This is a genomic window from Agrobacterium sp. LMR679 (assembly GCF_027157905.1).
GTDB classification, from domain to species: Bacteria; Pseudomonadota; Alphaproteobacteria; order Rhizobiales; family Rhizobiaceae; genus Agrobacterium; species Agrobacterium leguminum.
On the sequence record NZ_JAPVOJ010000003.1, the window covers coordinates 12,069 to 30,411 of the forward strand.

24 protein-coding genes are annotated in these 18,343 nt (G+C 59.3%); 9 read left to right on the forward strand and 15 right to left on the reverse strand.

The genetic code is table 11. The features are described from left to right. The first annotated feature begins 90 nt into the window (after nucleotides 1-90). The 9 genes from O3W47_RS25075 (at nucleotide 91) to O3W47_RS25115 (ending at nucleotide 3,893) form a co-directional block, all read left to right on the forward strand. Complete coding sequence (locus tag O3W47_RS25075) at nucleotides 91-384, forward strand: helix-turn-helix transcriptional regulator (protein WP_269313766.1); 294 nt, start codon at nucleotides 91-93, stop codon at nucleotides 382-384. Further along, nucleotides 381-722: a hypothetical protein gene (locus tag O3W47_RS25080; protein WP_269313767.1), complete on the forward strand. Its 342-nt coding sequence runs from the start codon at nucleotides 381-383 to the stop codon at nucleotides 720-722. The genes O3W47_RS25075 and O3W47_RS25080 overlap by 4 nt, the downstream gene beginning before the upstream one ends. Continuing rightward, the gene (locus O3W47_RS25085) at nucleotides 719-985 is read left to right on the forward strand and encodes a hypothetical protein (RefSeq protein ID WP_269313768.1); all 267 of its coding nucleotides are present in this window, start codon (nucleotides 719-721) and stop codon (nucleotides 983-985) included. Before O3W47_RS25080 ends, O3W47_RS25085 begins: the two co-directional genes overlap by 4 nt. Continuing rightward, on the forward strand, nucleotides 982-1,533 hold the full coding sequence (locus O3W47_RS25090; protein WP_269313769.1) for a hypothetical protein: 552 nt from the start codon (nucleotides 982-984) through the stop codon (nucleotides 1,531-1,533). The genes O3W47_RS25085 and O3W47_RS25090 overlap by 4 nt, the downstream gene beginning before the upstream one ends. Next, on the forward strand, nucleotides 1,530-1,850 hold the full coding sequence (locus tag O3W47_RS25095) for a hypothetical protein (RefSeq protein WP_269313770.1): 321 nt from the start codon (nucleotides 1,530-1,532) through the stop codon (nucleotides 1,848-1,850). Before O3W47_RS25090 ends, O3W47_RS25095 begins: the two co-directional genes overlap by 4 nt. Next, a complete protein-coding gene (locus tag O3W47_RS25100) occupies nucleotides 1,847-2,155 on the forward strand; it encodes a hypothetical protein (RefSeq protein ID WP_269313771.1) in 309 nt (102 codons plus the stop codon). The genes O3W47_RS25095 and O3W47_RS25100 overlap by 4 nt, the downstream gene beginning before the upstream one ends. Beyond that, a complete protein-coding gene (locus O3W47_RS25105) occupies nucleotides 2,152-2,415 on the forward strand; it encodes a hypothetical protein (RefSeq protein ID WP_269313772.1) in 264 nt (87 codons plus the stop codon). Before O3W47_RS25100 ends, O3W47_RS25105 begins: the two co-directional genes overlap by 4 nt. Nucleotides 2,416-2,673: 258 nt before the next feature. Further along, the gene (locus O3W47_RS25110; protein ID WP_269313773.1) at nucleotides 2,674-2,976 is read left to right on the forward strand and encodes a hypothetical protein; all 303 of its coding nucleotides are present in this window, start codon (nucleotides 2,674-2,676) and stop codon (nucleotides 2,974-2,976) included. Further along, nucleotides 2,973-3,893, forward strand: coding sequence for a hypothetical protein (locus O3W47_RS25115; RefSeq protein ID WP_269313774.1), 921 nt, complete (start codon nucleotides 2,973-2,975; stop codon nucleotides 3,891-3,893). Before O3W47_RS25110 ends, O3W47_RS25115 begins: the two co-directional genes overlap by 4 nt. Nucleotides 3,894-4,213: 320 nt before the next feature. Here O3W47_RS25115 and O3W47_RS25120 read toward each other — a convergent pair whose 3' ends face one another. The 15 genes from O3W47_RS25120 to O3W47_RS25190 form a co-directional block, all read right to left on the reverse strand. Beyond that, nucleotides 4,214-4,537 carry a hypothetical protein gene (locus O3W47_RS25120; protein WP_269314802.1) on the reverse strand — a complete coding sequence of 108 codons (324 nt, stop codon included), beginning with the start codon at nucleotides 4,535-4,537 and terminating at the stop codon, nucleotides 4,214-4,216. Between the two features lie 74 nt (nucleotides 4,538-4,611). After that, a complete protein-coding gene (locus tag O3W47_RS25125; protein ID WP_269314803.1) occupies nucleotides 4,612-6,063 on the reverse strand; it encodes an SGNH/GDSL hydrolase family protein in 1,452 nt (483 codons plus the stop codon). 147 nt (nucleotides 6,064-6,210) lie between these two features. After that, complete coding sequence (locus O3W47_RS25130) at nucleotides 6,211-6,357, reverse strand: hypothetical protein (RefSeq protein WP_269314905.1); 147 nt, start codon at nucleotides 6,355-6,357, stop codon at nucleotides 6,211-6,213. A 109-nt stretch (nucleotides 6,358-6,466) separates the two neighbouring features. Next, nucleotides 6,467-6,757 (reverse strand): hypothetical protein, encoded by a 291-nt coding sequence (locus tag O3W47_RS25135; protein WP_269314805.1) that lies wholly within the window; start codon nucleotides 6,755-6,757, stop codon nucleotides 6,467-6,469. Next, complete coding sequence (locus O3W47_RS25140) at nucleotides 6,750-7,463, reverse strand: hypothetical protein (RefSeq protein ID WP_269314906.1); 714 nt, start codon at nucleotides 7,461-7,463, stop codon at nucleotides 6,750-6,752. Before O3W47_RS25140 ends, O3W47_RS25135 begins: the two co-directional genes overlap by 8 nt. A gap of 254 nt (nucleotides 7,464-7,717) precedes the next feature. Further along, nucleotides 7,718-10,234: a hypothetical protein gene (locus tag O3W47_RS25145; RefSeq protein WP_269314807.1), complete on the reverse strand. Its 2,517-nt coding sequence runs from the start codon at nucleotides 10,232-10,234 to the stop codon at nucleotides 7,718-7,720. A gap of 55 nt (nucleotides 10,235-10,289) precedes the next feature. Further along, nucleotides 10,290-10,718 carry a hypothetical protein gene (locus tag O3W47_RS25150; RefSeq protein ID WP_269313737.1) on the reverse strand — a complete coding sequence of 143 codons (429 nt, stop codon included), beginning with the start codon at nucleotides 10,716-10,718 and terminating at the stop codon, nucleotides 10,290-10,292. After that, nucleotides 10,715-13,216 carry a hypothetical protein gene (locus O3W47_RS25155; protein ID WP_269314808.1) on the reverse strand — a complete coding sequence of 834 codons (2,502 nt, stop codon included), beginning with the start codon at nucleotides 13,214-13,216 and terminating at the stop codon, nucleotides 10,715-10,717. Before O3W47_RS25155 ends, O3W47_RS25150 begins: the two co-directional genes overlap by 4 nt. Next, on the reverse strand, nucleotides 13,213-13,695 hold the full coding sequence (locus tag O3W47_RS25160; RefSeq protein WP_269313739.1) for a hypothetical protein: 483 nt from the start codon (nucleotides 13,693-13,695) through the stop codon (nucleotides 13,213-13,215). The genes O3W47_RS25155 and O3W47_RS25160 overlap by 4 nt, the downstream gene beginning before the upstream one ends. A gap of 29 nt (nucleotides 13,696-13,724) precedes the next feature. Continuing rightward, nucleotides 13,725-14,243: a hypothetical protein gene (locus O3W47_RS25165; protein ID WP_269314907.1), complete on the reverse strand. Its 519-nt coding sequence runs from the start codon at nucleotides 14,241-14,243 to the stop codon at nucleotides 13,725-13,727. Next, nucleotides 14,180-14,806, reverse strand: a complete 627-nt coding sequence (locus O3W47_RS25170) for a hypothetical protein (RefSeq protein WP_269314908.1) — start codon at nucleotides 14,804-14,806, stop codon at nucleotides 14,180-14,182. The genes O3W47_RS25165 and O3W47_RS25170 overlap by 64 nt, the downstream gene beginning before the upstream one ends. An 82-nt stretch (nucleotides 14,807-14,888) precedes the next feature. Beyond that, nucleotides 14,889-16,703 carry a hypothetical protein gene (locus O3W47_RS25175; protein WP_269314917.1) on the reverse strand — a complete coding sequence of 605 codons (1,815 nt, stop codon included), beginning with the start codon at nucleotides 16,701-16,703 and terminating at the stop codon, nucleotides 14,889-14,891. Between the two features lie 251 nt (nucleotides 16,704-16,954). After that, complete coding sequence (locus O3W47_RS25420; RefSeq protein ID WP_442864637.1) at nucleotides 16,955-17,599, reverse strand: transglycosylase SLT domain-containing protein; 645 nt, start codon at nucleotides 17,597-17,599, stop codon at nucleotides 16,955-16,957. Nucleotide 17,600: 1 nt separating this feature from the next. Further along, nucleotides 17,601-18,161 carry a hypothetical protein gene (locus O3W47_RS25185; RefSeq protein ID WP_269313741.1) on the reverse strand — a complete coding sequence of 187 codons (561 nt, stop codon included), beginning with the start codon at nucleotides 18,159-18,161 and terminating at the stop codon, nucleotides 17,601-17,603. Continuing rightward, nucleotides 18,161-18,316 (reverse strand): hypothetical protein, encoded by a 156-nt coding sequence (locus O3W47_RS25190; RefSeq protein ID WP_269313742.1) that lies wholly within the window; start codon nucleotides 18,314-18,316, stop codon nucleotides 18,161-18,163. Before O3W47_RS25190 ends, O3W47_RS25185 begins: the two co-directional genes overlap by 1 nt. Nucleotides 18,317-18,343: the final 27 nt, after the last annotated feature.

Sequence of the window (18,343 nt, forward strand, 5' to 3'; positions counted from 1 at the left end):
TAAGCAGATTTGCAATATGCGCTTGCTCAAATAAGCATTTTCGCTTATTGATTTGCAGCATTGCAATTCAGCAATGGGGAGACGCGAAACATGCTCCAGAATTCGAATGACCGCTTCATGGAGGCGGAAGACGTGGCCGAAGCGCTCGGCCTGGGAAGGGCCACTTTCCTGCGCAAGCGCAACAGCCTCATCATCAACCATGGCATGCCGGCACCTTTGCCCGGGCAGAAGAACATGCGCTGGTACCGTGACAGCATGGAAAAATGGCTGCGCCAGTACGGCGAGCTCAAAGGCCACGCATTGCGCACGGCCGGATCCCTTGTCCGGATCCACGTAGACCGCGCCCAGCTCACAGCCGTCTATGCGGCGGGAGCAAGCGCATGAGCAAGATGGAGTTCCTGAAAAACGGCATGAGCTTCGAGGAGGCGCTATTCAGCGACGATCCTTTCAAGCAGTGCCTGGCACGCTTCGCCGCCAGCGATTTCGCCGAGCGGATGGGCGACTTCATCAATTCCGAACTGCAGCGCGGCACGGAGATTGCCACGCTGATGATCGCCATGGCGCGGTTCCAGGTCTCGGTCCACGCGTCCGTGGCCGCTCAGACGATGCCGATCAAGGCCATCGAGATGACCGCCTGCATGTATCAGGAGATGGTGGGCGAAAATTACCTTGTCCACGTCAAGCAGATACAGCAGCAGCTGGCGGAGGGGGAACCGGCATGACAATGACGCCCCTCACCGAAAACCCGGCCGTGCTGGATCCGCGCAAGAACCTCGAGCGCGCAGAGAAAGACGCACTGGCCTCGATCGACTTTTTCCGCCAGCAGCGCATCGTCGATGGCCGCCTGCAGGTTGGCAACAAGCGCTTTAATCTGGCCACCATCCGGCGGCTCGAGGAAAAGCAGCTCGTGCGCGGCCGAGTGCCGAACATATCCCTCACCACTGGCGGCGGTCTCGCCCTGCAGAAGCTCAGAGGTGACGCATGAACCAGAAGATGCAATTGAGCGACTGGAAAGTCGACAACTCTGCCGGGCGTCCCATCCTGACTTACAAGGGTTGCAGCGTTATCGAGGCCGAGGATGCGGAATTTGCTCTCAGCGCAATCCACCGCGCTCTTGAGGCTACTCCAGCACAGAACGTGCGCGATCTCATCGTTGAGGTTCTTCGCGACCATCACGAGGTCAAACGCATCGGCGCACTGGCAGACAGGCTGGAAGCTGCGCTGTCTGCTGCGAAGCCAGAGCCTACTATACCCTACGCGATTTGGAAGTTTATCGCCATAGAAGTCGATATAGAGCCACGGGAACCCGCAACGCAGGTGGAATGCAGGCACGATCTCGACAAGCTCGAATTCCATCTGCAGACGCTCATTAAGGCCTACCCGACCTTTGCTAATTTGGCACCTTACAACAATGATCTGCGTATGTGGTTCGTCGCGGAACTCACCAAGGTAGCCAGCGGCCGCATTCCGCTCACCGAGATTGAGGCGCTTGTAGACCGGAAGCTGACGGCCGTGAAAGGTGGTGAAGCATGAGCGGTGCGCACAAACAGGAAATGAAGCCCGCGACGTCGACAGAGCCATTGGGCATCCGGCTTGCCGCCCGCATCTGCGGACTGGACCGGCCGCCACCACGCGCCAGCGTGATGAGCTTTGCAATCTCCGTTGGCGTGGATCCCAACAATCTGCGCGTCACGCAGACGGATGACGGCTTCGGCATCTTCCCCGACAAGGCGGCCGCTGCAAAGCGTCTTCTGGCTATGGTGGATGACCGCATGGAGGAGCTGCGCAAATCGGCCGCGCACGCCCGCCGCATTCTTCGAGCGGAGAAGAAGAAAGGCGGTAACGCATGAGCGATATGAAAACCTTCGCCAGCCGGGTAGCCGCCTCCGCCAACCGCGCCGAGTATCTTCGGAAGGCAATCGAGTGGCTGGAGCCTACCAGCCGCGACACCATCCTGCACGAGCCGAACGTCAGCGTAATCCAAACATGGGCAAACGGCATGGGCGGCTATTACCAAGCGATGGAACTCCTTTCTTCCGAAATGAGCGACATCGCAGAAGACGTTGCCAAAGCGACGCTCGTAAAGGCGAAAAAGGAACTCGCTGAGATCGAGGACATCTTCGCCCGCTTCATCGAGCAGGAGAACGCACCATGAGCGCAGACAGAACCATCCACGAGCTCGAGCGCCTTGGCAGCGTGCAGGACGCGCTGATGAAGCGCCTCGAGGACGAGCTGCGCGAAATGCGCGCCGCCAGTGACGAGATCGAGGCGTATCTGCATGGCGCGATCGCCGCCCGGGCAGCACGCACCATAATGCTCGTAGAGGCTCGCCGCGCCCTCGAGGACGCCGATAGCGGCTGCCCGGTGCTCAGTCTCGCGCGTTATCGCCGCCCAGCGCTGAGGACCGTGCAATGACGATCGCGCAATGGTCCCTATCGATCACGCCGCTGCTCATCGCCCAGGCGCTTACCTTTCTCGCATTCTGGCGCGCCACGCGCCGGAAGCAATCGCCGCCCGCTTCCCCGCAGCGGGCGGCGATGCGGGGCCGGTACCAATGGCGGACCACCGGCCCCGCTAACCTGTCCACTGGCTCCAGTCTCCCGGAGCCTGCCTTGCCCGGCGGTCTTTGTTTCGCGTGACCGCCGGGCATTTTTGTATCAAGGAGTAAAATTCATGGCGAAAGACGATCTGAAAATTCCGCACGTGTCCTGGCGCAACGGCCGGCCGCGCTTCAACCCATCGAGGACGCTGCGCGAGGCGGGATATGTGGGCGAGGATCTGCGGCACAAGGACGGTCGCTGGATGAGCGCCGGCGAGGCCCTCGACTGGTCGCGCAAGCTCTCCAGCAAGCTAGAGCTCGACAAGCGCAAACAGCGCCTGAGCGCCGGTGAACCGCGCAAAAGGTCATTCCGCCGATACCCGTCGCAACCATCCAGCCGGCGTTTCCCGTCTGCCTCCTGTTCGACGAGTTTTTGAACGAGACGAAAAACCCGCGCTTCGGAGATCTATCGAAGAAAACCCGCGACGACTATCGCCAGAAAAGCCGCATCATCCAGAAGCACGAACCGGACGTGTGGAGCTCGGAAGCGGAAGCCCTCACAAAGCCGATCTGCATCGGGATTTATGAGAGCCTTCGGGTGAAGGTGGGCAACACGTCAGCCGTCGGCGCGATGCGCATTCTGGGCGTTGCGTTGCAATGGGCGATGGATCGCGGCCGCCTGCCCTCGATGCTGATAAACCCTGCCCACAAGCTCAAAATGAAAACGCCAGACGCGCGCCTGCGCATCGCCTCGAAACAGGAGCTCAAGGTTCTGATCGAGACGGCCGATGCGCTCAACCAACCGGAAATGGGCGACATGTTCACTCTGGCCGTATGGTCCGGCCAGCGCCAGGCGGACCGCCTGCAATACACCCGCAAGGGCCACAAGCGCGGCCGCATCATCCTGCAGCAGTCCAAGACCGGCGCGATCGTCTCCATCATCGAGGCTCCGGAGCTCAAGAAGCGAATGGACGCCGCCCAGAAGCGTCGCAACGATGCCGGCATCATATCGCCCTGGGCGGTTCTGAACGAGCGCGAATGGAAACCCTTCAACGGCGATCATTACCGCCGCAGGTTCGAGGAGGTGCGCCGCCACGCGAAGAAAAAGCTTCCGTCACTCAAGGATCTGACGGACCAGGACTTTCGCGATACCGCCGTCACCTGGCTCGCAATGGCAGGCTGCACCATTCCGGAGATCTGCGCCATCACCGGCCACAGCCTCAAGACGGCCCACGAGATCCTGAGACATTATCTTGCCCTCAATGCCGATATGGCAGACGCAGCCATCGGTAAACTGGTGACGTGGTTCGAAGCCCCTGACGGCGACGACGACCGGCCGGCAAGCATGAAATAAAGAAGGCGGGCTTTGACCCGCCTTTTATTTTTTAAGCTTTCAGGAGATATCTCCAAGCACTGATTTGACAGAAAATCCACATTATGCAATCAACGACAAGAATAAGAAAAGTCGCACAACGTAGTTTTACTAAGCCATTAAAAACATTGTATTTCGATATTACTTTTAATCAGTAGGTCCAGGGTTCGAATCCCTGCGCTCTCACCAAAAACCCCATAAAAATCAATATGTTACCGGCGATTTCAATATGTCGTGCGACCTGTTTACGACATTTTGCGACTAATAAAAGTCGCACATGTCGCACGCCGAATTTTGCCTCTCTAGACAGGCTTTCCACCGGCCCACCGCGTCAGCCTCGATATAATCAAATCAGAAATCCACATCGCGCTTGTGCCTGTCAGGAACGCGGCCGCGTTCATGGTCGCGATTGGATCCTCCGGCAAGGGCCAGTTGATGCTGTAGAGGTAGTGCAGCAGGGGCGTTGTGAGATAAGCGGCCGCCAAAGCGCCACAGACCGGCGAGACAATCATTTCCTTCCAGGTTACATTCGGACGAGACAACGCCCGCAGAACACCCCCGAAAAACCCGGCAAACAACACGCCCAGCTTGATACCAAGTGCATCGAGAAAATCAAAGAAGGACATGACGCCAGGCTTTCGGATCAGGAAATGATGAGAGCATTTTGGCATCATGCCTATGCAGTCAAATGAGGGCCGCGTCACGCAGCCGGTCGCACGAGGCCAAGACGCGGAACAAGCCCCTCGATGATAACGCACCGCTGTAACCAGTTGACGTCGGCCGTCGGGGCAGCAACCGCTCCGAACGCGGGAGCGAACCTGTAAGCAGAATTCGCATCGTCATTGCTGGGGTCACATGCAATGCCGCCGTAAACGATGGGCATCCACCCGCCCAGGCCGGAAGCACCGGCACTAGGCGACCACATCAATCCACCTCCGGTGTACGTTCTCAGGCCGTTATTCGCACGCGTGATGAAGCTGGTGACGGGTGTTCGTTGAAGCGGGTTCGCCTTCGCAAGCATGATCGCAGTGACCGTCTTTCCCGCCATCGAGGCGCGCTCGGCCGCATCGAACGGGTTTGACAGGCTGGAAAAATGCCCGTTGGCATCTGCCGGCTTCACCCTGGCGGAATAGGCAGCGCCGGAGCCGGGGAAAATGTTTGCCGTGTCCGTATCCTTCGTGACACTGTTTCCCGCCACATTCTGGAAATTCACCGGAACCGAACCCGTCCAGTTCGAAAGGTCACCATTGCCGAACAGCTGGGTGCCGATCGGCAACTCCATCCAGCTTACCGTGGAAAATGCGCCTGCCTTAGAACTCCGAAACCGCGCCATCAGCGCATCCGCAACAATCTGGGCACCCTTCGAATTAGCCTCAGTGTCAGACAGATGCACACCTGGCGACGGCTCGCCCAGCCGGTACAGCGAGGCATCCTTGCCAGCCTCGAGTATGCGGGCGTGGCTATCGACAAGCGTAAGGCTGGGGAAAGCAGATGCGACGCCACGAATTGCGTTGTTGACGTTGTCATAGCCGGCAGTGTCACGCCATGGATTTTGTGTCGTCATCACCTGCGCAACGCCCTGCCATTGCCAACTGATCAGTCCGATGATCGACCAGAAGAGCCCGCGACCGATTGCAAGGGCACTACCCGGCGTTTCGAAACTCGACATGTTATGGCCGTGATGAGTAATCGCCACGTCCGGTTTTGGAATGGCATCGATCGCATTCGGCTTGCGCGACGCCTCAAACATGCAACCAGCGACCTGTCCGGGCAAGGCCGCCAGATACACAGCCATTGAACCGCGCGTGCCAGTGCGTAGCGTAACCGGCGCGGCGTATTCTTTTGGGCCGTTGGCGGAGGAACCGCCCCACTCCGCCCAGCGATACATCACGATTGTGTAATCGTAGAGATCCCCGAGCGCGACGACAAATTTGTAATAGGGGCCAAACTCCGAATAGCCCGTACTGTCTGAATTGATGAAGAGGACGACGTTCTGCCCGGCCTCCAACTTTGTCTTTAGAGGGCCGAAGGCATTAACTTCCCGAACAGGCCCGCCGTTCAATCCGCGCCAGGGCGAGAGGGCGGACAAACCGCGCCCCTTATTTCCGCGAGCAAGCGAGGTGGAAGCCAGAAGCCGCAGTGATGTTGTCATTGCACCGAAACCTTGCAGTTCGGAGTAGTGGCACCCGTCAGGGAGACGTAGACATTGCCGGCGCTGACGAACACTATCTGCCGGATCGGATCACCGTTCCCATCCACATTTGCAGCGGAAAGCTTGCTATCCGGAACGGGCACCTGGTCAGCGCCATCGGCGCACTGAGGTAAGAAGCTGCAGCGTTCCACCGCCCAGCGATCCGGAATAGGAGAGAACGCGGTAACCCGCATCGCTCTTCGCCTCGATACCCATATTCTCGGTGCCATTCTGCGTGAGTGTTTTCGTCGGCATGTTTTAGCTCCAGCATCCTTGCCGCTGTCCGTTGCGGTCGTTTCCGATGACCCTTTCCGCGCCCGACCTATCGGCGGCAATCAGCGCCACCAGGCCGGAAGGAGAAAGATTATTTTTCGTCCACCCCGCGCAGCTGGTCGCAGGCATCGACTGGCATGCCGTTGCTGCGAAGGCCAAGAACGCAAAGCTCAAAATCTGTTTTGGTCTGCAGGCTCGCATCGTCACCCTTCCTTTGCATCTCGGCCCTGGCGGCCGCCACGGCCATTTCTGCGATCGCGGCCGACTTGCCCTCCCGCTTCGCCGCCGGCACCATCACGAGCGAGGCGACGGCACAGGCAACGGCAATACCGGCCACCGCCCCGCCGATCGCAACCACTGCGGTTTTGATACGGTCAAGCATTGAACTCGGCCTTGATCTCTCGATACACCTTGGCGATGTCCGCACGACGCTTGATGGCGTAGACGCCGGAGAGGCCGATCGCCACAACGATCAGGATCTGCACACGCCAGTCGAGGCCACCGAATGCAGCAGCTGCAGCGCCCAGAAATGTCAGGATCCATTGCCAGACCGTTTTCGATTTCAGGAGCGGTTTATCCAGCTTTTCCGGATCCACCTTCTCCGCAGGCACTGGCGCTGCGGTATTCCCGTCGACGTGAGGCTCCGGCCGTGCAGGTGCGGGAGAAATCGTCGCCGGCGTATCGCCGACTGTCACGAGCCTGACAAGGTCGAGCACATGGCGCAGGCGCGCCTCTACGCGCTCCGGCTTGACCAGGGATTTGTTGAGGCCGTCGCCGGCGTAATAGCTCTGGCCGCGCAGCACCTGCCGGTGAGCGCCTTTCGTATCGGAGAGCACCGGAAAGCTTGCCCACTCCTTGGCGAGGTTCAGGCCGAACTGAACGAGATTGAGTTTTCCCGAAATGAAATCGGCATAGCCCCGGCGCAGGAGCAGGTAATAACCGAGCCTGTTCTGCAGGCCGCCGGAAAAGATCGTCCTGCCATCGATGGAGGGAACCTCCTTCGCGATGCCCTGCAGGGTGGCGCGCATAAACTGGTAACGGCCCGCCGCGCTGGACGCCGTGTCATAGCCCCAGTTTTTTTCACCCACGTCTTGTTCCCCCATTTTGCCTGCGCATCGACGATATCGCCGTAGGTCATCTGAGTGAGGGGAACAGCCAGCTTTCCCTGGCGGTTTCCAAAAATGGTGTCGAAACCTTTCGGAGCTTCGATATCGCCGATGAAATCGAGTAAGTTTTGCGCATGCAAGGGCACAGCGTCAGGCAGCTTGGCGGTCATGAAAATGGCTCCGGTTTTTTCAACTGGAGCCATGGTATGCGTCCGGAGGTACGGTCAAATGCGCAGTCAGGAGACCTTTACGACGATCTCGGCCCGCCCATCATCCAGAATGCGACGAACCTTTCCGATTGCCGACTTGTATTGCGCTAACGAAATGGTGGCGTCGCGGACGATACTGCCAGAGATCTGTCCCTGATCTCCTCGAACTGGCACGATCCAGTCACCAGGAGCCGCGCCGTAGACGTTCACCGGGACCTTGCCGCAATAGGCGATGCGATCCATCTTGACGCGTTCGCTTTCAAGCAGCTCCTCAAACTCGGAAACTGCCTGGCGATAATCGGCATATTCGGACGCCTCCCATGCACGTCGATGATCTGCACACTTCTGATCGTATTCCTCGATCTGGCGATCAAATTCCGCCTGCGCTTGTGCCGCCTCCTCAGTCGCCATCCGGCTGAAGACAGGAAGTCTCGGCCGCTCGATTTCCAGGGGGACATATTCGGGCTCAGAAGGCCGTTCACCAATTTGCGTGTCCCAGTCATCACCGCCGACAAGGTTGGGATTTGTGGATTTAACACCGAACGATATCGCCTCATCGAAGAGGTCCGTCAGGAGCCCCAGTTCATCGAAGCCAATTATCTGCCCTTTGATGATTTCGCCGCAGTCTTCGGATTTCCGCTCATACTCGGCATAGTCAGCACCGCTCGCATTGATCGTGCCGCCCGCATTGATCGAGCGCCCGGTGGCGCTCTGGCCGTTGACACGCATTGCCGCGTTCGCGCCGTTCGGCGGGGAGCCACGCGCAATCTGGACTTCCAGGGCAGTAACGGAGGCGTTATCGCGCAGGCTCAGCATGGCCTGGCCTTCGGTCGTGGATGATCTGGTTGCGATGATCGCCCCCGCACCGCCGATCGTGAGATTGTTGCCTGTATCGCAACCGATAGACGCGGGCGAGCCGCCAGCGCTGCCGAACCGAACGCGATGCTGGTTTCCAAGAACGATCGCATCAAGCGTGAACGACGAAGCAGCGCCGGAGTTCAGAAGGCTGGTCATGATGCTGCCGGATCCGGCGGCGAGCCCTGCGCCTGCAATACCGTCCAGTATGATGCCGTTGTTGAAATTTCCGCCACCAACATACCCGACCTGCATAGCCGGACCGGGGATGGCAACATTGAAGGCATTGATGTAAAGACCCGCCGAACCAGCCGCCGGCGACGCGCCGGCAGAAGGCTCAACGTCGATCTCAACGCCTACAAGTTTTGCGCCATTCACGCCGGGTGCAGAACCGGCGATGATGTTTGCCCCAAACGACGTGGTGCTGTTCTGCCAGGAAAAAGCAACCGACATGGAGGCCACGACATCCGCAGTGCTGCCCGTGTTCGCAGCATAGGCGAACATCGCATTTGCCGGGGAATGCGTGCCGGAAACATAGCCGGGGCCAAACTCGCGGGAAACACCGAAAAACGTTCCAACCTGACCCGGCCAGATGCCCGCAATATCTTCAAGCTTGTGGCTATCTGCCTGCTCGAAAAGCTTTTCGATTTTCATTTTCGAACCGGCGACGGGGGCGGATCGATAATAATCGAAAACACGAAGGCCACCTGTCGGCTGCGTTCCCGAGAAGGATGCGCCCTGCTCAAAGACGAGCCTATCGGTTGCGGCGAAGGCAAGAGCGGACCCGATTTCATAAGTCCCAGCGGGAAAGACGATTGGCCGGCCGCCGGCAAATGCCTTGGCTCGCAATATGGCGGCCCTGTCGTCAGCGACACCGTCGCCAACAGCCCCGAACATCAGGGGATTTGGAAAGGTCTCCGCAATTTCCCACCACGCGCCATCCGCCGTCTGAAACTTGCCATCGTGCGCGGGCTCGCCACCTGCCTTGACGTAGAGCGCGCCGCCGCCATCACCAGCAACATAAAAGCCATTCACCCGGATCGCATTGATCCCTGCGGGGATCTCGAGCGCCGGCATGCCAACGACCGCTGCATAGATCGGCACATTACCCTGACTGACAATGTCACTCGCCCAGCCTTCGACGAGGTCTTTCATCGCCTCGACTTCGTCACCGATCGCGCCGAGATCCGGACCGGCAACGAGGCGGTTCCCCTGCTTCATCAGGGTGCGCCCGTCATCCATGTCAGCATCAAGCGTGAAGCTCGGCGCGCCGAAATCCGTCACGATCGCGCGGCCAATATCGCGACGCAGTTCCTGCTGTTGCGTCGCAATCTTCGAAAACTCTTTCTCCAGCGCATCCGGATTGATTTTCGTACCGGAAATAACGCCGGCATCACGCGCGGCCACGCGGGCGGAAAGGACCACGAACCGGGTGGTTTCCGGCACGAGGTACGGAAACTTGATGGTGAAGGCGTCAAAGGGATTGAGCACCGTGTTGCCGTTCACCTTGGTAACGACAACGTCGGGAACTTCTTCGAAGCGCAGGGCACCGGCCGGCCGAACACAGACAACAGCATCTTGTGTATCGAATATCTCGAAGTCGAACGGCCCGTATGTGTCGCCGCCATCGCCGACGAGGATATCGCTCAGCCGAAGCTGACGTGGAATGGGATAGGGATTTTCAGCCATAGTCGCCCCGCCTGATTTTTTGGATCAGGCAAAGCGTAAGGGCGGGCCACAGAGGTTAAGTGCGGGATACTCGAACCAACGAGCGGCTAACCAGACGTATCAAAAGGCCTATGCACGACATACCGAGAAATCGAGCACAAACCGATAGAGGCAAGGTTGACCAAGGATCAATTCCCGCCTGCACATACCGACCGTACGCGCCGGTAGCGATAACGATGGAAGCGATAAGAGGAGGCAACAAGATCACCCACCACTTAGCGCGGCCAATAGCAAGCGCGATGGTAACGAGCAGAATAACCATCTGAAAAGGGTCTCGAATTGCCCCCATCATCACGCCGGCGACAACAGCGCTAAAGACGCTTAGTCCGTCCAGAATATCTAGAAAAGCTCCCACAATAGCATCCTGATCAAACGATTCGACCGGAATATAGCTTAAGCCTTCACACCAAAAGGAGAAGTCAAAACGAGGCCCGAGTATCTTCATTCCTGCCCGAGCGCTGCATCTGGATTAGGAAGCCGGCGAAACGTCATTTCACCAGGCTCCCACCAGTGAGAGGCTTTCGCCTTTTGAGACTTGAAGCTTTTGTCTGCGTCCGGATCGAGCAGCCACTGCAGCTGGTCAACGAAGGCACGGCGATACCAGTTGCGGGTTGCCGGGTGCGACGACAAAATCGGCGTGTATCGACCCACATACTTCGCCGCGGCGCGCCCAACTTTTTGATCCTCCGGGTAAATGATCGCCTGGATGCTCTTCAAGGTGAGATCGGCGGTATCGGCTATGAATGCGCCACCTATGCCGCCCAAAGTAGCAACAAGGCTTTGCCCATAACGGTTTTCCGATTTGTCGACGAAATCAGCAAAGAGGCCGCCGCCACCGCCTTTCACGAAAGCCTTAACCCAGAAGGCATTTTCGGTCATATCCTCCGGATCCTTGCCGTTCAGAACGTTGAGGATCTGGATGTAGAACGCCGCGCCCATTGTCAGCGGAACGGCCATAGCGGCGAAATAACCGGATCCACGCGCAACACGGCCGGCCGCGCTTTTCGAAAGCATCGAATAGACATACATCGCCTCGAGCTGGCGCGCTGTGAAACTCATACCGAACGACATGAACTGGGAGCCAAATTCGGCTATTTCGCCCAGGATCGTGCCGCGCTCCACCTTTCCTGTCAGCACGCTCTTGATGCGCGGATCTCCGGCCGGAACCGATCGTTCCTGCCATTGCTGGATCAGCTCGGCATATTTTTCAGCAAGCACGCGATCGCGGGTCTTTTCGAAAACGCCGCCCGGATCCAGAAAGCCCATATTGTCGACGCCGGCCCGCATTTTGTGCCAGTCATCAGGGGTAATGCCGAAACCTTCCATCGCCCGCTGCAGAAGCGGATTAAGGTCGATCCAGTCAGTATCCTTTTCAGCCAGGCCGCCGAGCGTCTCATGCCAGGCCGTTGCCTCGAGACGCTTGCGGGCATCCGTCAGAGGAGAAAGCGCATTCCACGTCAGCGACCGATCGACAAGATAACGGCTCCATTCATGGCCAAACATCTGGTCGACGAAGCGCGCGCTTTCATTCATCGTGTGCAGATAATCGTCCCAGATCATCGCCCGGCGGGCCATCGCCTTACGATCGCCGTCATTGGCGAACCGTTTCAGAATGCCGCCGAAACCGCGCACCACCGGCAGGCCGGCCAGCCGACGCGAAGCTGCAGCTACGAACGGATCTGTTGCGGCCGCCAGAATACCGGTAGAGCCAAGTGCGGCCGACGTCGCGAGGTTACGAATATCGCCAGCCCATTGAGCCGGCGCATCGAGGACAGTTTCCCGCCCGCGCAGGGCACGCCAGAGGCTGTCAATGCGATATTCGGCCATCTTGATGGCTGACATGCCCGGCACCTTCACACCTTCAATATTGAGCGCTCCGGACTGCCGCTTGCCGATATCGACCTGCACGGCCTGTTTCAGCCACTCGATAGTCGCATCCGGGTTCGGTCCAAAGCGCTCCATAGCGGCGATATCGCGTGCCACACCGTTGATGTGGTTGAAAATGGAGCCGATCGCGTCGGAGCTGCCGAATTTCTCATTGTAGGCAAGCCAGCTCCGGGCATCTCTGAAAATCAGAAAGCGGCTGTCCTGGTACTTGCTGGCCACCTTGCCTTTGCCGAACCTTCGCCCTTCCGGCCGGCGGTGCGCCCAGCCATCGGAAGTGATGGTCTCGAAGACATAATCAAGCGAGCTATCGAGCCCGTTGGCGCCAATGACCTCGCCAGTGTTCGGATTGGTCATCTGCTCCGGATCGAGCAAAGGCCGGATGAAATCTTTCCAGCGCTGGCGCGCCTCCTCCGGCGTCCCGCCTAGTTTGCGGATCGCCCGGCGGTTATGGCTGTGCACGATGCCCCAGTCCTGCCGCTTCGGAATATTCCCGCCGGCATCGTTGAAGCGCAGACGCAGATCCTCGAGGACGCCGGAAAGAGCGCCGGCAAGCGCTTTGGCGGTCGGATTGCTAACGTGCTCGCCATGCATGGCCGTGATGAGATCGGGAATATCGACCTTGTTCAAACGACGGCCGAGACCCTTCGAGCGCCGGAAATGATACATCACGTCCGAAAGCTGGCGGTGCGCCAGGGCAATAATCGCATTGGCCTTGCCGGACATGCTCTGGGTGCCCTTGTAACCGTTGTGGATCATCAGCGATAAAACGGCATCGAGCTTATCCGGACGCCCTTTCTTGTCACGGTAGTTTTCGATGAAGCCCGCCAGATCCTTCCGCGCCGCCTCTGTCAGATTGACCTGCCGACGCATCTCTTTGGCATCGGCACGCAACGCGGCCGCCACCTCATCGCGTGCAGCGGCCATCGCCTCGCGTTCCGACATAGCGGCACGCTTGGTGTTGAAGCGGGCATCGTAATAACGGTGCAGTTCATCCGCCTGGCGCGAATTGATCGCCCCCTGTGCTACGGCGGAAGCCAGACAATCGCGCAGGCTCATAGTTTGCATGCCTCCAAAAGATCGGCGAGGAATTCAGGTTCGGCGGCCATCTCGAGCGCTTCCCGGGCGGAAACAACGCTCACCTTGCCGTCGCCATCTTCGATCGCCATAAAGTCGAAATAGTTTTCAGGATTGCCGTTGCGATCGCGCGCGGGTTCGGCGAGCTCGCCGGCGCGGATCTCCGCATTGCGCATGCTGACGTCATCGAGCGGTTCGGCTATGACGCGCGGGCGAATTGATTGCTCCTGCAGGGCGCGCTCGGCAGACGCCGCCGCTGGAGGCTCATTGAGCTGACGCGCCGCCGACTGTGGTGAGACGGCACGATCGGAGACCGCATCGCCCGCCGTCTCGACACGAGCAGCGGCATCATCGATACGCCGTGCAGCGTCAGCAACATCCGAAGCGAAAAAGGTTTCCGCGATATCATCGATGGCATTCGCGTCACCACCATAGATCCGCTCGTAATCATCCGGCCGCATCGTCAGCATCCTGCCGGCTTCCTGCTCGGCTAAGATGCGTTCAACGATCTCGGGGGTGGAAAATTGTCCGGATCCGCCGCATATCTCTCTGCGGCCTGCATGACCTCGATCTGCCCTGGCGAGGCATCCGATGAAACCATGTAATCGTCCAGAACGCGATCTTCGAAGCTCCGATTGATGAGATCGAGCTTTTCGGGCGCGAGCTCGACATTCATGGCTTTCGCCATTGCCTCGATATCACCAGGCTGAGGATTGCCATCGAGGACGCGCGCGGCGATATCCTCGCCACCTTTGCCCATGCGGTAAACGCGGGCGAGCTCCGCCCCGCCCTGGATCGATCCACCGAACAGTGCGCCGAACACAGCGGCAACGCCGGCGTTCTGCAGCATGTCACCCATACCGTGCTCGAGGCCGGCCGCACGCTTGCGCTCCTGGCTTAAGCCCTGCAGCACGAGTTCCTGCCCGCCGTTCAAGAGCGCTTCCGTCAGCATCGTCTTGCCGATCCGGCCAGCAACAGTCGACGACGTCGCGCCACCCGCTCCGAACATCGCCATGCCCCATTGTGTCGGATCGCGGGCAGCGCCTCGCAGGCCACCGACGAGTTGCGCGCCGAGACGTCCGGCCGCCCGAGCTCCGGCGAATTCAGCGCCTCCTGTGATGCCTTTTCAGCATCTCGCATTACCTGGTTGTGCGCTTCCTCGACACTCGTAGACAGAACCTGCTCAAGCTCCTGACGATACTTGCCGGAGAGCGAAAGCGCCTTGGCGTTGAACTCTTCCTCACGCGAGGCCCTACCTTCCTCATCGACGGAGGAAAACGCCGTGCCGCCACCCCCCAGTGACATCGCCATCACATCGGCGCGATCCGGATCCAGATCGACGGCCGCCGCTTCCCGCATGGGATTTGGCAGCGTCTGGCCGGTTATGTCGGCGATCAGCTTGATGCGCTCATCATAAGCCTTTTCCAGACCGTAATAATCGGCATTGGTATTTTCGATCAACCGCATCGTTTCATCGGTCGCGCCGGCAGCCTTCGACCAGGCCTCACCCCAGCTCTCAGGTCCGGCCGAGCGGCTTGCGGGCAGATCCGTGACGTTCGGCAGCTGGATCATCGGTAAGCCCCCGGAACACGCGCACCGAGCCTGCCCTGCATGCCGGCGAGATCCAACACGACGGGATTGCCATCCTTGTCGGCTATGAACTGGGGGACGAGCTAGACAAATCCCCGAGCGCAAAAGCATAACCGCCGGTGACCGCAATCGGCGTCGCTTTCTGGAAATCACGCGCCGTCCAGGTGCGGCCGTTCTTTGCGACCACCTGCCCCACATCGTTATCCTCGAGCGCATCGATGAGATCGCCGAACTTGTCAGCACGGATCGATGGTGGCACGAGGATCTGACGTGACCGAGAGAACATCCCGCCGCTGAATTTCGTGAACCCGCCGAACTGGACCCCATTCGAGAATGTTGCGCCGGCCGCCTCCTGGTAGGCCTTTTCGTAGAACGGTCGCGCGTCTTCTTTCTTCGGATCGATGCCGGCATCATAAAGGCGCTTGCGCGCGATCGCGGCGGCCGCCTCGTCAAGTCGGTTCACCTCCGCAGGCGAAAACTGCAGGGCATCGCCGGCGATCGTCTGGGCAACCGGAATACGCTTCGTGTTCGGGATATCGGTATAGGCCTTGCCTTCCGGGCTTTTCCCATAACCGGAAATGAGATCGAGCGCCGCCTGCCTGTTACCGCCAGCAGCGACCAGGCCGCCGGAAAGAGCAACCGCCGGTGCAGTCTCGCCCAGTTCACGCAGTACCCGATTGGCATCACGGCCGGCCGCGTCCACGAGACCGGCAGCAATCGCCAGCCCCTTTGCCGGATCCGCCTTTACAGCCGCCTCAATCTGCTCGGCCTCGCCCGGGCGGAAATAGCGCGGCGAAACGCCAAAATGCTGTCCGGCGGCATTGGCAGCATTGATCCGCTCCGAAAAAGCGCCAGCAACCATGGCAGGATCCACGTCACCATCCAGTGGCAAGCCTTCCGAAACCGGCAGAACACCGAAGCGCTCGGCAACACCAAGCGGATCCACCTGCAGATCCTTTCGATGATCTGCAATAGCCTTGCGGGCAAAATCAACATCGTCAGACGTCGCATTCTCCCCCAGGATCGTCTTGACGGATTTTTCCACCTCCCCAATCGGCTGGGTTCGAATGGCGTCCGAAACCTTCATCCGCGTCAGCGTCGACGAAACGATTTCCTTACCGCGAGGGGCGGTTCCGGCATCGAGCTGGAACCTCGCAAGCTCATCAGCACCGACCGGTAGGCCACGGGCGATGCGCTTCGCCATGTCTTCGCCGCGCTTTTCGAGATCTGCATTCGATTTGGCATCCTGCGTCCGGCGAGCGCTTTCCGCCCCCGTCAAACCCTTGTCGATCGCATCCCAGTCATCGGCCGTCACGCCATCGAGGTTCCCGGCGGCATAGTCGCGCTGCATGTCCGCGCGCATCGTTTTGATCTGATCGGCGTTCATCGTCGCCGCCTGCCTGGTGTAATAACCCACCGTCAGATCGGAACGGCTCTTGCGCTTCGCCTTCTCCGCCTCTCCAGCGGTCAGGACACCGCGAGCCACGGCGCTGTCATAGTGGGCGTCGATCGTCGACTGCGTATCGGCAAGCGCCACACCAGCCGCGTCGTCATCCATTTTCAGGCCGGCGAGCTGCTGGCTTTTGCGGTTCTCGAGTTCGTCAACGCGACCGAGAAAATCGACACGGTTTGCGGCATCTGCCCGCTCTTTCTGATCGGCCCGCGCCTTGCTCAACAACGCCATCGAGCGTTTGTTGTATGCGGCAGTATACTCCGGCGCGATTTCCTCAAAAACATTGTCGCGCAGATCTGCGGTCAGATTTTCCTGCAGCGCCTTTTCGAGCATGGCGGGATCATCTTTGTAGGCCTCATAAACCGCCTGCTGATTTTGAACCATGGCAGCGTCGGCCATCTCGAGATAGGTGCGCGTGCCAGCCACATCATAGGCGCGACCGGCAGCTGTATTTCGTCGGGAGGGGCGCCATGTTCCCGGCTTTCCGCGCTCAATCACCACAGGCTCGCGAACAGGAGTAACTGACACCGGCCCTACGGAGGAAGAAGACGGCAGTTTGTCATAGGTTCCGCCACTAGGCGCGACTTTCGAGGTCCAACGCGAGGCAAACTGCCCTGCGGTCATATCGGATGTACCGCCGTTCAGGCGCACCGCATCGTGACCAACAACGTCGACGGCTAAGGCGTTGGGATTTGCCAGCAACTTGAAGCCCCGCCAGCACCCTGCTGATGAGCAAGGTACAATTCGCCAGCGTTAGGCTCACGGCCGAGAGTTTTCCGCAGATGATCGCGATTGTCTCGCATGAGGCGCGCAGCTGCATCAGATGCCTGGGCCGGATCGAAGCGGTCACGAAGGCCATATTGCTTTGCCGTGCCGTCGACGAACTGAAAAAGGCCACCCGCCGACGAGTTTTTATTCCGGGCATATGGGTTAAAAGAGCTTTCGATACCCGCGACTTCCGTCAAGGCGTGGGGATCGACACCGTTCCGAACGGCAGCATCCGCGATCATCGTTCGCAGTTCTGCAGGCGGCACCTTCACGCGAACGCCATTTGACGTCTCACTCTCCTTATACCCACCACCCGAGATCTTAATGAGGCCAGGTGCATTCTCTAAGGCTTCTTTCCGAGACAGAGACGCTTCTCTTTTTTCGGCCTCTTGTAATGCCTGAGCACCGAAGTCATCCGCCATACGGGCAAGGCCCGCAGCCACCTTGCGTTCGAGATCTCCGCCCTCGCGCGAAACCGAAAGCAGCCCCTCACTCAAAAGGGGCTGCGCGCGGAATGGCTTGTAAGATACAGGATCCAGCCTTCTGTTTGTCATATTAGTACCCGTCTGCGATGGAAGTTGCACCCTTGAAACCGATCATTGCCGCATCGAACATGGCCGATCGCTTCGCACGCGACGCCCTCTTTCGATATTCGGCCTCACGCTCCTGCAGGCGACCAATCCGCGTCTGCTCCGTTCCGACATCAGACGTGATACCGAGATCCAGTTGCCGGAACGCGTCTTTTCGAGCCTGCATCGGCGTTCCGAAGGAAAGATCAACGCCGGACGCAGCATAGGCAACGTCCTGCTGCGCTATGCTGTCCATCGCCTCTTTCTTGAGAGCCGTGCGCCTCGTGATACCCTGCAGGGTTTCAAGCGGCACCTCGCGCGCAGCATCATCGGCGGCCGCATTCAATGCTTCCGCGTCGGCATTGCCGGCATTGATGGACTGGACCATCCCAAGAACAGTCGCCGTTCCCTGCAACAGCGATGACAGCGAAAAACCTGTCGCAGCAGGAGCCGCCACCCCTGTTGTCACTGCGCCGGTGGCGGCCCCTGCCGCTGCAGCACCGCCACCCCCAAAGATAGACGTCACAAAACTCGCCGCCAGCTCCATTACAGTTTCACCCCCGCGATATAATCCCGCACACGCAGCCGCCCGGGGCGAACCTGCGTAATTGTCAGTGTCGGATCCATGCAGACGCCGATGAGGCCGGAAACCGCGATATGACCCGTGAAATTCTTCTTTGCGGCAACCAGGTCATCGCTCATCAGCTGCAGCGGCACATTGCGCGCCGT